The organism is Paenibacillus sp. S150, assembly GCF_019352175.1.
Classification (GTDB): Bacteria; Bacillota; Bacilli; order Paenibacillales; family Paenibacillaceae; genus Paenibacillus_AQ.
Genome location: NZ_JACBYI010000018.1, coordinates 49,743 through 65,105, shown reverse-complemented (window position 1 = coordinate 65,105; position 15,363 = coordinate 49,743). Strand labels below are relative to the sequence as shown.

9 protein-coding genes are annotated in these 15,363 nt (G+C 54.0%); 8 read left to right on the top strand and 1 reads right to left on the bottom strand.

The window, feature by feature from the left end; all coding sequences use genetic code 11:
• Positions 1 to 45: 45 nt before the first annotated feature.
• Positions 46 to 1,722: an ABC transporter substrate-binding protein gene (locus HYD27_RS17130; RefSeq protein ID WP_219217143.1), complete on the bottom strand. Its 1,677-nt coding sequence runs from the start codon at positions 1,720 to 1,722 to the stop codon at positions 46 to 48.
• Positions 1,723 to 2,378: 656 nt separating this feature from the next.
• Here HYD27_RS17130 and HYD27_RS17125 point away from each other — a divergent pair.
• The 8 genes from HYD27_RS17125 to HYD27_RS17090 all read left to right on the top strand — a co-directional run bounded on the left by HYD27_RS17125 (position 2,379) and on the right by HYD27_RS17090 (position 15,132).
• Positions 2,379 to 3,914, top strand: coding sequence for a DUF4153 domain-containing protein (locus HYD27_RS17125; protein WP_219217141.1), 1,536 nt, complete (start codon positions 2,379 to 2,381; stop codon positions 3,912 to 3,914).
• Positions 3,915 to 4,121: 207 nt separating this feature from the next.
• Entirely contained in the window at positions 4,122 to 4,817 is a 696-nt protein-coding gene (locus HYD27_RS17120) for a Crp/Fnr family transcriptional regulator (protein ID WP_219217140.1), read from the top strand.
• A gap of 236 nt (positions 4,818 to 5,053) precedes the next feature.
• Positions 5,054 to 6,748: a methyl-accepting chemotaxis protein gene (locus HYD27_RS17115; RefSeq protein ID WP_219217139.1), complete on the top strand. Its 1,695-nt coding sequence runs from the start codon at positions 5,054 to 5,056 to the stop codon at positions 6,746 to 6,748.
• A gap of 1,380 nt (positions 6,749 to 8,128) precedes the next feature.
• Complete coding sequence (locus HYD27_RS17110; RefSeq protein ID WP_219217138.1) at positions 8,129 to 9,010, top strand: HAD family hydrolase; 882 nt, start codon at positions 8,129 to 8,131, stop codon at positions 9,008 to 9,010.
• Positions 9,011 to 9,471: 461 nt separating this feature from the next.
• Positions 9,472 to 13,314 (top strand): galactose-binding domain-containing protein, encoded by a 3,843-nt coding sequence (locus HYD27_RS17105; RefSeq protein ID WP_219217137.1) that lies wholly within the window; start codon positions 9,472 to 9,474, stop codon positions 13,312 to 13,314.
• A 331-nt stretch (positions 13,315 to 13,645) separates the two neighbouring features.
• Complete coding sequence (locus HYD27_RS17100) at positions 13,646 to 14,230, top strand: TetR/AcrR family transcriptional regulator (protein ID WP_219217136.1); 585 nt, start codon at positions 13,646 to 13,648, stop codon at positions 14,228 to 14,230.
• A gap of 143 nt (positions 14,231 to 14,373) precedes the next feature.
• Positions 14,374 to 14,817, top strand: coding sequence for a flavodoxin domain-containing protein (locus tag HYD27_RS17095; protein WP_219217135.1), 444 nt, complete (start codon positions 14,374 to 14,376; stop codon positions 14,815 to 14,817).
• Positions 14,818 to 14,868: 51 nt separating this feature from the next.
• Positions 14,869 to 15,132, top strand: a complete 264-nt coding sequence (locus tag HYD27_RS17090) for a hypothetical protein (RefSeq protein WP_219217134.1) — start codon at positions 14,869 to 14,871, stop codon at positions 15,130 to 15,132.
• The last annotated feature ends 231 nt before the right edge of the window (positions 15,133 to 15,363 follow it).

Below are 15,363 nucleotides of genomic sequence, written 5' to 3'. Positions count from 1 at the left end.
CTGGAGAAGGTGAGAGCGCTGGACGCCCGCTTCCGCCGGAGCTGTTTACATGCCGCGCGGAAACCACAGATGGCGCAGGTCGACCCAGCCCTGGCTGTTGAAGGTTACGCCGCGCACGGATGGCAGATAAGCGGTCTGGACCGGCTTCTCGTATAGAATATGCAGCTGATGATCACGTGTCAGCTTGTCCTCAATGCGCTTGAAGCCCTCGGCTCTGGCCAGGGGATCAGGCTCCCGCATGATGAGGTTCAGCGTGCCCTCCATATCCGCCCGGGTGCCCGGATCAACATGCTTCGACAGCGTCTGATACAGATCGAACAGCCGGAGCTGCTCGTCCTGGTCACGGAGCAGGGAAAAGACGATAAGGTCGGACTGCAGACGCACAGGGCCCTTGAATTCCTCCGGCGAGACGGACAGAACTGTGCAGGCATAGCCATGCCGGGCCAGCCGGGAGGCAATGTGCTCCGCATCCCCGAGATATTGCGGAATGGTGGCAATTTGCAGGGCAGCCGGCTGTGTTTCGGGTACGCCCGGAGCCGGAGCCGCTGCTGATTCATCCAGGCAAGACAGAACGTTGGAACGGAGCCGGGGGTCGCTTAGCGGCCCATTTTTCTTGGTGTTGCAGGTGACAAACTTGCGGACGTGGGATTCGGAATGAATCCGGCTCCAGGAGGAGGCTTCCGCGGAGGTTGGATTCGGGATGACATGGAAGGCAGAACCCGTATCCGGCTGCGCCTGTCCAGCGCCGAACGGCACATGAAGAATTTCCACACGGTCCAAGTGGGCCCGTCCCTGAAAGTAATAAGGGAACACCTCCAGCACGCAGAGTTCCTCGCTCATCTCCACGATCTTAAAAGGCCCGGTTCCGACCGGCCTGCGCCCAAAGGCGCTCTCGCCGATCGATTCCAAATCCCGCGGGACAATCGCCGCCCGGCTGGTACAGAGGAACGGAAGGAACAGCTCGTTCGGCTTCCGCAGAACCACGCGCGCCGTGGTGGAGTTCAGGGCCTCGACCCCGGCGATTTCCTTGAAAATAGAGCTGTACAGCGTACGCTGCGAGGTCTGCATCAGCCGCTGCAGCGAATAGACCACATCCTCTGCGGACAGCACCTTCCCGTGGTGGAACAGCACCTCCTTGCGCAGATGAAACGTCCAGACCGTGCGGCTGCCGTCCGTGTCCCAGGCGTGGGCCAGGCCGGGAACGATTTTTCCCCGCTCGCCGCTCCGCCCTACCAGTCCGTCAAAGACATGGCTGGATACAAAGGACTCCGCCAGCAGATTCATATATATAGGGTCAAAGGTAAACAGCTGCTGTGTGACCGGAAGCCGCAGCGTATCAATCTGCTTGTTGCTGCGGATTTCCGAATGATGCCCGAAATAAGCCAGCAGCCAGCCCTGAAGCGTGTCCTGAAGCGAGGAGGAACGGGCGTGTCCCCGTATGCCCTCTATGGCATTGCCGATGTCCTTGCTGCTGATGGCCTGCTTCATGGATTCCAAGGCAATATCCTCTGCGCCCACGAGAAATGTCAGGGTCGAACGTTTTCCCCGGCCGCGGCTGGGGCTCCAGGTGATCCAGGACTGCTCGGCCATTTTATGGATAATATGAAGGGTGTTGCGGTGGGTGCAGCCTAAGGTGTATGCCAGTTCATCCAGGGTAACGGAAATTTCCGCCGGCCCCCCATACTGTGAATGGAGCTTCAGGAATTGGCTGTGCAGCTTCATGGCTTGAGCCTCCTTGTCCAAGTGGAAACGGCTTCGCCGTCCTGATAAGGACGGTATCCGTTTCAGCGAGAAAGATAAGGCTAATTGATAGCGTGAAACATATAAATTCTTATCTTTTGATATGAAAAAATGCCCCGATTTGTAGCTGCTTAGCGTTCATGTCAGTACTCTAGGGTTTTTGAATGATTGTACCCTCTTCAATAGAAAGCGCTGCGGTTTGTGATCAATCGCATTCTGCTGTATTTTGTACAATTGATTTTTTTGAAAATTTTAGCTCAAAAGTACTTTGCACACGAAATTCTGTTGTATAGAATGCAACAGATTCTGTTTACCGGCGGATTATGGGACGATCTGCTGTACAAAATGCAATAGAATGTGTTTGGAGCCGGGTTTAATTAGGGAACTTTGCAGAAACAGCTCCAAATGGACGGCCCGCAGCAAGCTGCGGCGAATTAAACCCGTAGCGACTGAACCCGTAGAAATTTTGATATGATAACGCCCCGGCTGGTAGCTCTGCCAACATTTTCATCCGAATTTGTGACCCGGCGGGTCATGAGCGTTTAAAATAGGAAATAAACTTTAGATTCTTTCTCTTTTTCTTCTTATTTTATCAGCTAAAATCAGGATAAGATAGTAAGAAGACGGAGGTATTTACCATGAATGATCAAACGGTACCGAAACCGGAACGGGCTCTTCAGGCTTTGGGGGCATCCTTTCTCCTGGCGGTCTTGAACCAGTATCTGTTTTACGGTAAAATGCCGGGAATTTCCTGCCCGATTTTTGTGTCTCTGTTCTATGTGTATGTGCTCTATTTTGCCAGAGACAGGCTGCGCAAGCCTACAGCGGCGGGCTACATCTGGCTGGGGGCGATTGTGCTGCTCTCCTTGACGTATGCGCTGTATGCGAACTGGCTGTTCTTCGGGCTGAATCTGCTGGTCATCCCGGCGCTGATTCTGCTGCATATGACTTACATGCTTAGCTATAAGCTGCCTTCCTGGAGCGGATTCGGGATTATCGGGGCGGCGGCGGAGCATTTTTTTGCCCAGGGCCTGCGGCACTGGGCTACAGCTCCAAGGGCCGTCCGCAGGATCTTCGGCGGGGAGAAGCTCCCGGATGAACGCAAGCAGGTGCTGATTAAGGTGCTGATCGGGCTGGGTATTTCTTTTCCGCTGCTGCTGATCGTAACGTCGCTGCTCTCATCGGCGGATGGCGTATTCCATGAGCTGCTGGCAGAGTTTCCGCAGATGCTGGAACGGCTCTCTTTTGGCGAAGGGTTTGCGCGGCTCTTATGGATTATCCTGCTGGGGCTGGGCATGTTCGGTCTTCTCTGGGGCTTCATCGATTACAAGGTGTACACATGGAACCCGAAGCCAGAGCTGAATATGGAAAGCGGGCCTGCCCCGGAATCCGTACCCGAGCTGTTTCCTGAACCGCTGACGCTGAGGGTGGACCCGGTTATCATCACTACAATTCTGACTGTGATTAATGTGGTCTATGTGCTCTTTGTAAGCCTGCAATTCTCATATCTCTTCGGGGCCTGGGAAGGTATTCTGCCGGAGGGCAGCACGTATGCCGGTTATGCGCGGAGCGGATTTCTGGAGCTGATTCTGGTGACTTCGATCAACTTCGCCCTTTTGCTGCTGTCGCTGCACTCCGCAGGACTGGCGAAAGGCCTGCTGCATAAGACCGTGACAATTCTGCTCTACATCCTTGTGCTCTGTTCCGTGATCATGCTGTATTCCGCCTACTCCCGGCTGAAGCTGTATGAAGAGGCTTATGGATATACATATATCCGCTTTCTGGTGCATGTGTTTATGATCTTTCTGGGGCTGCTGCTGGTGCTGGCGGCGGTGCGGATCAGCCGGGTGCAGTTTCCGCTTGCGCAGTGCTGTCTCGCCCTTGGCCTGCTCTCCTATGTGCTGGTGAACTATCTCGGCATGGATCGTATCATCGCGCAGCAAAATATCGAGCGCTACAAATCCAGCGGCATTCTGGACACAAGTTACTTGACGCGGCTGTCATCGGACGCGGTGCCGCTCTTGATCGAATTCAGCGAGCAGGAGAACGGCATGCTGGACGCAGCGCTGCGTGAGAAGCGGGAACGCCAGCCGCTGGCCGCAAGCCGTTGGCCATCCTTCAATGTGGCGAATTTCCGCGCCGGGCGGGCGCTGGAGCATTATTTTGCCGAATAGGAGAGTTGGCTGTGTCCCGGGCGCTGTGTTACATTTAAAAATAAGAATTTGTTGCTGAACGCTATAAATGATCCTTCTATTTCTCGCTGAAACGGATATCTGAAAGCGATATGTAAGCATAGCTCTTCAGAAGCATACGCTCCTTATAAGGACAGCGGAGCCGTTTCCGTTTGGTTCATTCGTGACAGCATTGAAAGGAGGCCGGCTATGCAGTGGATTGCAGACCGGGAGACGGTTCATGCTCTGGCCGGGCACAATGGCCTGGGGGGAATATTCAGCACCGGGGCAATTTCCGCAATGGAGCTGCGGTGCTACAGTGACGGAGAGGCCGTCTGCTCGGTAGGAGACCAGCTGGAGCATATGTTTATTCTGGTGCAGGGCAGGCTCAAGATTCATACCCTGCTGCCTAACGGGAAATCGCTGCTGGTGCGTTTTGCGAGGCCGATGTCCGTGATCGGTGATGTGGAGCTGCTGCACCAGTATCCGGTCAAAAATGAAGTGGTGTCGGTGGGGGAAAGCCTGCTGCTGGTTGCCGGAAGAAAGCTGCTGCTGAAGGAATTTGAGGAAAACACGGCGCTCCTCCGTTTTCTGGTAGGCGAGCTGAGCCATAAAATGTATACGCTGGGCCAGTCTACGGCGCTGAATCTGCTCTACCCGCTGGAAAACCGGTTTGCCAGCTATCTAATGTCCCTGTTTGCAGACAGCGGCGGCCAGCGCGTGGAGGAACTGCGTACAGCTACACTTGCGGAAACGGCGGATTTGCTCGGGACCAGCTACCGGCATCTGAACCGGATCGTGCGCCGTTTTGTGGAGGAAGGCATTATTGAACGCAGGCAAGGCCGTCTGTGTGTGCTGGACCGGGACAAGCTGGCATTGCTGGCGAACGGCAATCTGTATGAATAGTGAGACCGTCAATTCCGCCTCAGGGCAGGAACGGCGGTCTTTTTGGCGTGCATACCCTTAAGATAACTCTTAGCTTTATTTCAGCTTCATTTAAGCTTTGCGGGGTAGGATAAAAGTACCAGGAAATACCCGGCTTTCACCGGAAGGGGGAGAGCATAAATCAGCGGTTGTACCGTACATAACAGACTATCCGGAGACACTTGGCAAAAAGCACATACAGATATGGAGGAATGGATATGTTCACCAAAATACGCGCCAAAATCTTATTCGGCTTCGCCGCAGTTATTATTGTGTTTATCGCTGCCATTGCAGGCAACACTTTTTTTCAGGGCAAGGCCACCATGCTTACAGAGCAGATTAACCACAACTACAGCAAGCTCTCGCTGGTGCAGGGGCTGACGGACAAGATCCGCACGGCGGACGGGCTGGCTGCAAGATACGTAATGAGCAACACGGATGAGGAACGGACGGCTTATCTGGCCAGCTATGAGGCCCAGATTCCGGAAATCACCAAGGCAATAGAAGAGCTTCAGGCTGCAGGGCTGAATGAAGCGGAGCAGTCCGGTATGGACAAGCTGCAGAGTGAGTGGGGCAATTATCTGACGGTGCTGGAGAGTGCCTTCGCCGAGGCGAAGGCAGGGAATTTCCCTGTTGCCCAAAAAGCGTTCACCTCCCTCTCCCTGGATACGATCATCGACTCCCAGCTGGTACTGCAAAATGTCCTGACTGAAGAGATCCAGACGGAGCAGAGCGATTCCGCAAGCCACAGGGGTTTCGCGATGGCCGTAAGCCTTGGTGTGACAGGATTGTCGGTGCTGCTGGCGGCTGTCATTGCACTGCTCCTGTCGGCGCGGATTCTGAAGCCGCTCCGCAGCGTCAATGCACAGCTGCAGGAGATTGCCGAGGGAGACGCTGACCTGACCCGCAAGCTGACGGTGCGCACGAAGGATGAAATAGGCGAGCTGGCGCATAACTTCAACAAAATGACGGATAATCTGGCGGCAATGATCGGCCGGGTCACCGAGTCGGCCAGCGGGCTTGCGGCATCCTCCGTCAAGCTGACCTCTGAGAGCAGCCTGACTGCCGAAGCTACGGAAAAGATTGCCGGAATCATGGGCCGGGTCGCCTCCGGCAATGACCGGCAGATGAATGACCTGCAGACCAATATGACCACGATTGTGGAGATGTCCATCGGCATTCAGCAGATTGCTTCCAGTGTGCAGGATATTTCCGAGGCCTCGATACGCTCAAGCGAATACGCCGTTGCCGGAGATGAATCGCTGCAGGCGGCGGTGCAGCAGATGTCTTCGATCAACGAAGCTATTCAGACCTTGTCAGGGCAAGTGCTGAGCTTCGTTAACCGTTCCCGTGAGATCGGCAGCATTGTGGATGTTATTAAAGGGATCGCCTCGCAGACCAATATGCTGGCGCTGAACGCAACGATTGAAGCGGCACGGGCCGGAGAGCAGGGACGCGGGTTCGCCGTGGTAGCCGATCAGGTCCGCAAGCTGGCGGAGCAGTCCGGCGAATCGGCTAATCTCATCGCCGTCATGGCGGAGGGCATTCAGTCCGATGCCGACGAAGCGGTGAAGATTATGAAGAACAGCATAAGCGAGGTGCATGGAGGGACGGCGATTATTGAAGAAGCCGGTAAATCCTTCGGCGGAATCCGCCTCTCTATCGATTCCCTGGCAGGCCAGGTGCAGGAGGTCTCAGGAGCCGTGGAGGAAATCACGGCTGCGACTGAGGAGATTGTGGAATCCATCCGCAAGGTGGTGCAGATCTCTGAAACTACTGCGGCGAGCACCCAGCAGGTCTCCGCTGCTTCCCAGGAGCAGATGGCTTCGGTAGAACAAATCGCCTCCTCCGCGAATAGTCTGAATTCAATGGCTCAAGGGCTGCAGGGACTGGTTGCCCGCTTCAACGTTTAAGGCCAAATATTAGATTTGTGTCAGCCCCCCCTAATTGTGCGGAGTCTGCTGAGCCGTGCGGAGTTCAAGGGTTCTATGTTTTGCAGGAGGAAGCGGGAATAGAGCGGGTCCAACCGAGGCCGCTACCGGGGCAGGGGCGTGAAGTGGAATGGAGTAAAGTGGAATTCGTAAGAATTAGTACATTTATACGGACGGAAATACGGAAAAGTCTTAAAGGAATCGTGGGAAAAAGCTGGCTCCATCTGAATTCAAGCAGTAATCTTATTCCAATCAGGAAACCGGGCTATAACAGCGGCCGGAGGAACCCTCTGGACCCGCAGCGGACTTCATTCACATCGTCAACCGCTGATTTTGGCTTTGAGCCAAAAAGGTAATTTAATGTATATGAATGGAACCAGCGTACCTGAAAACGCTGATGGAACGCTGGTGGAACGCTGATGGAACGCTGATGGAACGCTGATGGAACGCTGATGGAACGCTGATGGAACGCTGATGGAACGCTGATGGAACGCTGGTGGAACGCTGATGGAACGTTGGTGGAACGCTGATGGAACGCTGGTGGAACGCTGATGGAACGCTGATGGAACGCTGATGGAACGCAAGGAGATTCATAGGGAACGGAAGCGAAGTGTAAAAAGTAACACTAATGGGCTGGAATTTTGGATTTAACGGGTTTTAGTGGGATTTTGTACACTTAATAGAGGCACGCTCCCTCCAAATAGCTGATTTCAGCCGGATTAGTTGTACTTTTTCCCACTAGGGATGATCCGGAATCCGAATGCGTTACCTTAGTTATCCTTTTTACCACTAAACTGGCTGCCCTTTGGATTAAAGGTTCAAATTCATCTTAATGCAGGCGTTTTCCTCTGTAAGGGAGAGGATCAATTAGGTCTCCTTTTTCCCGCTAACGCAAGCGAGAAAGGGAATGTGGGGATTAAGTTTCCTTTTTCCACTTGGGCGTAGCCGCCGGGTCTCAGCAGGAAGGTCTGGAGGGATCGGGGAGGAAGAGCTTCAGCCGGCCAGGGGAACCGGAGAGCCAGGGAACCGCGGCCAGCCTTACACCTGAAATGCAAACAGCTGCGCTGCCCGGTCAAGGACGGCGTAGCCGTTTCCACTTGAAATATAATTTATATGCTCTGCACACTAAATTATCCTTCTATTTCTCGCTGAAACGCCCCGTCCCTTATATAAGGACGGCGGCCGTTTCTGCTTGTTGAAGTATAAGGATTATGCTTCACTTGATGAAGCATCCTATTGTTTCTGTCTGGGGCCCAAGGATTGCAGACTGGCGTGTTTCCGTGAAATAATGATTCATGAACTGCCGGAATAGATTAAGAGATGGGCGGGTCCATCATAGAGAGGACACAGGAGGAATGAAGCATGGAAGCGTGGAGATTGCAGACGGCAAAGGGGGATTATCCCCGCAAGCCCGGCTTTGGCTTGAACACACATCATCAAATGCCGCTGGATGCGGCCGGAGCTGATCCTGCGGTTGCGGGAAATCTGCTGGATCGCGAGGGCATCCGCAGTATTTTTTTCGATGTGGATGACACCCTGTACAGCCAGTTTGACTTAACCTGCAATGCGCTGCGGGCGGTGCTGGCATTTCCTGAGGGGTTTGCATTCCGCGACGCCTACCGCCGGATCGGTTACTACAGCGAGAAATTGTCGGCAGAGGGAAATCTGCTGCAGGCTTCACCGCAAGGGGAACGGGCGGCGCAGATGAGGGAAGAGCGCTTCATACGGGGCTTGGCCGACTTTGGCGTGCAGGCAAGCTGTGAGCAGGGAGCGCAAATTCAGAAGGAATATACCCGCCTTCAGGGTGAGATGCGTATTAATGAAGGGGCCGGTGAACTGCTGGCAAGCCTTATCGGATGCGGAATAATTGTCGGCATTATTACGAACGGCAATGAGGAGCATCAACGGAGCAAGCTGCAGACCCTCGGACTGAGCCGCTATGTCCCGGAGGAACGGACGGTTATTTCGGGTAAGGCGGGCTTCATGAAGCCGGACCCGCGTATTTTCCGTTTAGCAAATGAATGTACAGGAACGAAGGCTGAGGAATCTCTTTACATTGGAGACTCATGGTCCAAGGATATAGCCGGAGCAAGCGCGGCAGGCTGGCAGGCGATTTGGTTCAACCCTTTGCAGGATAAGCCGGGGACAGGAGATAAGCCTGCGGCTGTCGCCAGTACCTTTGCCGAACTCCGTGAGCTGCTGGGATTGCAGGAGGGTAATGGATGGCCCGGCACCCACGGTTGAATTCCCACCCCGAATGGCCCTGAATCCGGTGATCCGCCATCGGCAGGGCCTGTTTTTGCTGTATCGCGCCATAGGAAACACCTGTATAAACCCTGTGCTGCCGGACGCTGCAAAAGCACTGCAAAAAAAACCGCAAAGCGTAATATTGCACATACAATTCATAGAATCGGCCCTCGATCAAAACCTAGCGATATCTTATATTATTACCATAATTAGTTAGTTCACAGGGAAGTCCCCGGGTTCGGTCCGTGCATCTTGCGATTGCGGCCTGTTGTTCTGCAGGATTACGCAAGGGGATCGTTCTTTTTTTGCGCATTTTAGAGACGGGAGAACAGGCTAATTAGCAGAAAAGCCACAGCAGAGGAGGGAAGAACAAAATTCCGGAGGAGGGTGTGCCGAAGGGATTATTTTGAAAGCGCATACTTAAAGCGGCTCCAAACAATTATAGGAGGTGGTTGTCCATGTTCACAGGAAATAGAGCATCTGCTGCAAAAACATTTCTCACCTGCTGCCTGATCGCTGTGCTGTTCGCAGGCCAGCTCACGCTGTTCCCGGCGGTCAGCTCGGCGGCGGGAAATCTGGCGGCAGGCAAGGCAATTACGGCAAGCTCGGTCGGAGATGTGTACGTCGCGTCCAATGCGAATGACAGCAGCCAGGCAACGTACTGGGAGAGCTCCGGCAATGCTTTTCCCCAGTGGATCAGGGTGGATCTGGGGGCAAGCAGCAGTGTTAATCAAGTTGTGCTGAAGCTGCCGGCCTCCTGGGAGGCAAGAACACAAACGCTGTCGGTTCAAGGCAGCACCAATGATGCCTCTTACAGCAATCTGGCGGCCTCCGCCGGCTACACCTTTAGTCCTTCCGGCTCTAACACGGTAACTATCAATTTCACGGCTGCCACAGCCCGCTACATCAGAGTGAATTTCACGGCGAATACAGGCTGGCCGGCGGCACAGCTGTCAGAATTGGAGGTTTACGGCTCAACAACAGCTCCCGGCGGGATTTATGAAGCGGAGTCAGCCGCATTATCGGGCGGAGCCAAAACCAACACCGACCACAGCGGCTACACCGGCTCGGCTTTTGTCGACGGATATCTCGCACAGGGAGCAGCCACAACCTTTACGGTGACCGCCGCTTCTGCAGGCAGCTACGATGCCGCGCTGAGATACGCCAATGCCTCGGGCAGCACCAAGACGCTAAGTGTGTACGTCAACGGCACGAAGATCAAGCAAACCTCGTTCGCCAATCTGGCCAACTGGGACAACTGGTCAACCAAAACCGAAACACTCAGCTTGCTGTCCGGCTCCAACACAATTGCCTACAAGTATGATGCCACAGATTCCGGCAATGTAAATCTGGACAATCTGACCCTTACGCCGGGTGCTGCGCCGACAGCAACGCCAACGGCAGCACCAACCTCTACACCGGCACCTACGGCAACGCCAACAGCTGCTCCTACTGCTACACCTGCGCCCTCCGCCTCTCCTACAGCCACACCAAGCACAGGACCCGGGTCCAATCTGGCAATCGGCAAAAGCATTAACGCTTCTTCCTCCATCTACACGTTCGTGCCGGCCAACGCCAACGACGGCGATGTGACCACCTACTGGGAAGGGGCGGGCGGCAGCTATCCGAATACGCTGAGCGTCAATCTCGGCGCCAATGCCAGCGTGACCTCGGTCGTAGTGAAGCTGAACCCGGCTTCCGCCTGGGCTACCCGTACCCAAACAATCGAAGTGCTGGGACATAATCAGGCAACCTCGGCATTCACCAGTCTGGTTCCGGCAGCCAGCTATACTTTTAATCCGGCCAGCGGCAATTCCGTGACCATTCCGGTCACAGCCACTGTAAGCGAGCTTCAGCTGAAAATCACCGCCAATTCGGGTTCAAGCGCCGGACAGGTGGCTGAATTCCAGATTATCGGCACACCGGCAGCCAATCCGGATCTGACAATAACAGCAATGTCCTGGTCACCGGCGGCTCCGGTCGAGACAGATGCCATAACCTTAACCGCAGCAGTTAAAAACGCAGGAACCTCCGCCTCCGCCGCGACGAATGTGGGCTTCTACCTGGGCACAACCCTGGCGGGAACAGCGCCTGTCGGCGCTCTGGCTGCAGGAGCCGCAAGCAATGTGTCACTGAACATCGGGGCCAGGGATGCAGGGGCCTATGCGCTGAGCGCCAAGGTTGATGAGAGCAACCTGGTCATCGAGCTGAATGAGGGGAATAACAGCTATACGAATCCGTCTTCCCTTACAGTAAATCCGGTATCCAGCTCCGATCTGATCGCTTCCCCGGTAAGCTGGACGCCGGGCAATCCGGCGGGAGGCAATACCGTAACCTTCTCCATAGCCATTAAAAACCAGGGAACGGCCGCTTCAGCCGGCGGGGCGCATAACCTTACACTGACGGTAATTGATGCCGCAACAAATGCCGTGGTCAAAACGCTGACCGGCGTTTACAGCGGCGTCATTGCCAGCGGTGCCACGACCGCACCGGTTACACTCGGCACCTGGAATGCAGTGAACGGCAAATACACGGTGAAGAGTGAAATTGCCGCAGATGCCAATGAGCTTGAGGTAAAACGGGCCAACAACATCCAGACCCAGCCGCTGCATATCGGGCGGGGGGCCAACATGCCTTACGACATGTACGAAGCAGAGGATGGAGTGGTCGGCGGCGGAGCCGTCAAGCTTGCGCCGAACCGCAATATCGGCGATCTGGCCGGCGAAGCCTCGGGCAGAAGAGCCGTCACGCTGAACTCGACGGGCAGCTATGTGGAATTCACCACCAAAGCCAGCACCAATACGCTCGTTACGCGCTTTTCCATCCCGGATTCGGCCAGCGGAGGCGGAACCAATGCCACGCTGAACGTGTATGTCAACGGAGTGTTCACGAAGGCCATCAGCCTGACCTCCAAATACGCCTGGCTGTATGGCTCGGAAACCAGTCCGGGCAATTCGCCAAGCGCCGGCTCGCCGCGCCACATCTATGATGAAGCCAACATGATGTTCGACAGCACCATTCCGGCCGGAAGCACGATCCGCCTGCAAAAGGATGCCGCGAATACCTCGCAGTACGCAATTGACTTCATCAGCCTGGAGCAGGTGTCGCCGATCGCCAACCCGGACCCGGCCAAATACACCGTTCCGTCCGGATTTACGCATCAGGATGTGCAAAATGCGCTCGATAAAGTCCGTATGGATACCACCGGCAGCCTTGTAGGGGTATATCTTCCTGCCGGAACCTATCAGACTGCGAGCAAATTCCAGGTATACGGCAAGCCGGTAAAGGTAATCGGCGCCGGACCCTGGTATACCCGGTTTGTGGCTCCTGAAAGCCAGGACAACACCGATATCGGCTTCCGCGCCGAAGCTTCCGCGAACGGATCAACCTTTGCGAACTTTGCCTATTTCGGCAACTATACCTCACGGATTGACGGTCCCGGCAAGGTGTTCGACTTCTCCAATGTGGCGAACATCACCATTGACAACATCTGGACCGAACATCAGGTGTGCATGTACTGGGGCGCGAATACCGACTACATGGTGATCAAAAACTCGCGCATCCGCAACACCTTCGCCGACGGCATCAACATGACCAACGGCAGCACGAACAACCTGGTTTCCAACAACGAAGCCCGGGCCACCGGCGACGACAGCTTTGCACTGTTCTCGGCAATCGATTCCGGCGGCTCGGATATGAAGGACAATGTGTATGAGAACCTGACTTCGATCCTGACCTGGCGCGCAGCCGGAGTGGCGGTCTATGGCGGCTATGCCAACACCTTCCGCAACATTTACATTGCCGACACGCTCTGCTATTCCGGGATTACGATCAGCTCGCTGGATTTCGGGTATCCGATGAACGGCTTTGGCGCTTCGCCGACAACGAACCTCCAGAATATTTCGATTGTCCGGGCAGGCGGCCATTTCTGGGGCTCCCAGACCTTTCCGGCCATCTGGGTGTTCTCGGCTTCGAAGGTCTTCCAGGGCATCCGCGTCAGCGATGTGGACATTGTTGATCCGACTTACCACGGCATCATGTTCCAGACCAACTATGTCGGCTCTTCACCGCAGTTCCCGGTTGCCGATACCATCTTCACGAACATTACGATTTCCGGCGCGCAAAAGAGCGGAGACGCTTTTGACGCCAAGTCCGGTGTCGGCATCTGGGCCAACGAATCGGCTGAAGCCGGCCAGGGCCCGGCTGTAGGCTCGGTGGTCTTCAACAATCTGAAGATTACGGACACAGTGACGCCGATTAAAAATACCACGTCCACGTTCACAATCACCGTTAATCCGTAATCCGGTTTTCAGGCGGCGGCCTTTGGCTTGCTTGGATGCGACGCCCCCTGATTTGCAGCCCCGTCTTTACCGGACGGAACCGTCTCTTCAATTTATGAAGAGGCGGTTTTTGCTGATTGAACAGGAAGTGATGCATGGAATCTGGGTGCCGAGTGTCGGAATCAAGGATAAAAGTGCCTCTGATTTCGCCCGGAGCGTGCTGACTGCCGAAATGAAAGTACAAGTATCTTCATTTCGGCACGAGCGGTGCTCAGCTTGATAGCAGGAAAGTGCTGTGCTACAATTAGAATGAATATATTTATATTCATTCATGAATTCGGAGGTTTAGTCGATGGAAGACAAGAAAACGGAAATTTTCAACCGCGGAAAAGAGCTGTTCAGCTCCAAGGGCTTCAAGGACACCAATGTTTCCGGCATTACGAAGCTGGCCGGGGTCGCCGTGGGCACCTTTTACAATTATTACGCCTCGAAAGAGCAGCTTTTCATAGAGATTTATTTGAAGGAGAACGAGAAGCTGAAGCAGAGCATCATGGAGACAGTGAATCCGGACGATGAGCCTGTGAAGTTGCTTAAGGAAGTTATGGCGCTGAATTACAGCGGGATGATTTCAAATCCGATATTGAAGGAATGGTACAACCGCGAGCTGTTCACCAAGCTGGAGAAGGATTTTTATGAAAAGGGCGGCATCCAGAGCATTGATGAATTCATGAACAGCGGAACCACCCAGCTGATTCAGAAATGGAAGGCTGAAGGCAAGGTGAGGGCAGATCTGGATGATGATTTGATACTCGCGCTGCTCAGCTCCATTCCTTATATCGATATCCATAAAGAGGAGATTGGTATTCGGCATTTTCCGCATATATTAGATTATATGGCGGAGTTTGTGATGAAGGGCCTGACGGATGTGCCGAAATAAACGGAACGGAATGATGGTGCCAAACCGGAGAATGCGTATGGGATAGCCCAAAGCTTCATGCGTATTATTTTTTTCTAAAAATGAATGAATTTTTAAATGTTCATTCATATTATATAGTATAACTTGAAGAGAGAGGTGCACTTATGAAAACATTGATTATCTACAAATCGGTTCACAGAAAGAACACGGAAAAGCTGGCCAAGGTGATGGCACAGGCCATGAATGCAGATTTGGCGAAGGTGGAGGACATCCGGCCGGAGGTACTGGAAAGCTATGATCTAATCGGTTTTGGTTCAGGTATTTATGCCTCCAAGCTTCATAACAAGCTCTTTAAATTTATCCGGAAAATGCCTGACAGCGATAAGAAAGTTTTTATTTTTTGTACCTCCGGGTCGGGAGAATTCAAAAAGAAGCAGCTGATCATCGAACAGCTTGAGCGGAAGGGCTGCACTATCGTGGCAGAGTTCAACTGCTCGGGTGAGTTCAGTCCGTTTGGATTCAATATGGATAAAAAAGGCCATCCTGACGAAAACGATTTTGAAAAGGCCAGGCTGTTTGCCGCAGGGCTTGCGGGACTGCTGCCATGACGGACAGCTTTAGGGAGCGGGAGGAGCGGAATATGCATAAGGATATTAATGATGTACGGCACTTTTCTCTGGAAGGCGCCGCCGGACTGCATGATTGCGGACACGCAAAATATTCATTTCATAGTAGCTGCAGAGGGCAGCGAGGTGAAAATGGTTCTGCATGGGAAAGCGATGCAGGAGGTGAAGCCCGCACACGAGCTTGACCAGACCACACTTCTTGTGCGGACAGTGCGTAAATCCAAATTTAATCTCGGTAATGATGTTGTGCTGAGCATCCATCTTCCCGGGAGCTGCGCGGCCTATCTCTCAATATAATGCATCTACAGGCTCCGGCGGAATGAAGGCGGACCGCCCTGGAGTGTGCCGTCCTGCCGCTTCGGCGCTCTTCCGGGGAACTGGAAGCTGCCCATGTAAATGCAGGAAACATATTACCGGCACCTTCTCCGGAGCCATTGACATACAAAACCTTCAGGCGCCTTATAACGCTTTTCTCCAGGCAATCGACAAGGGCTGCTCCATAGCGCTACAATGGGTGATAAACAGCAC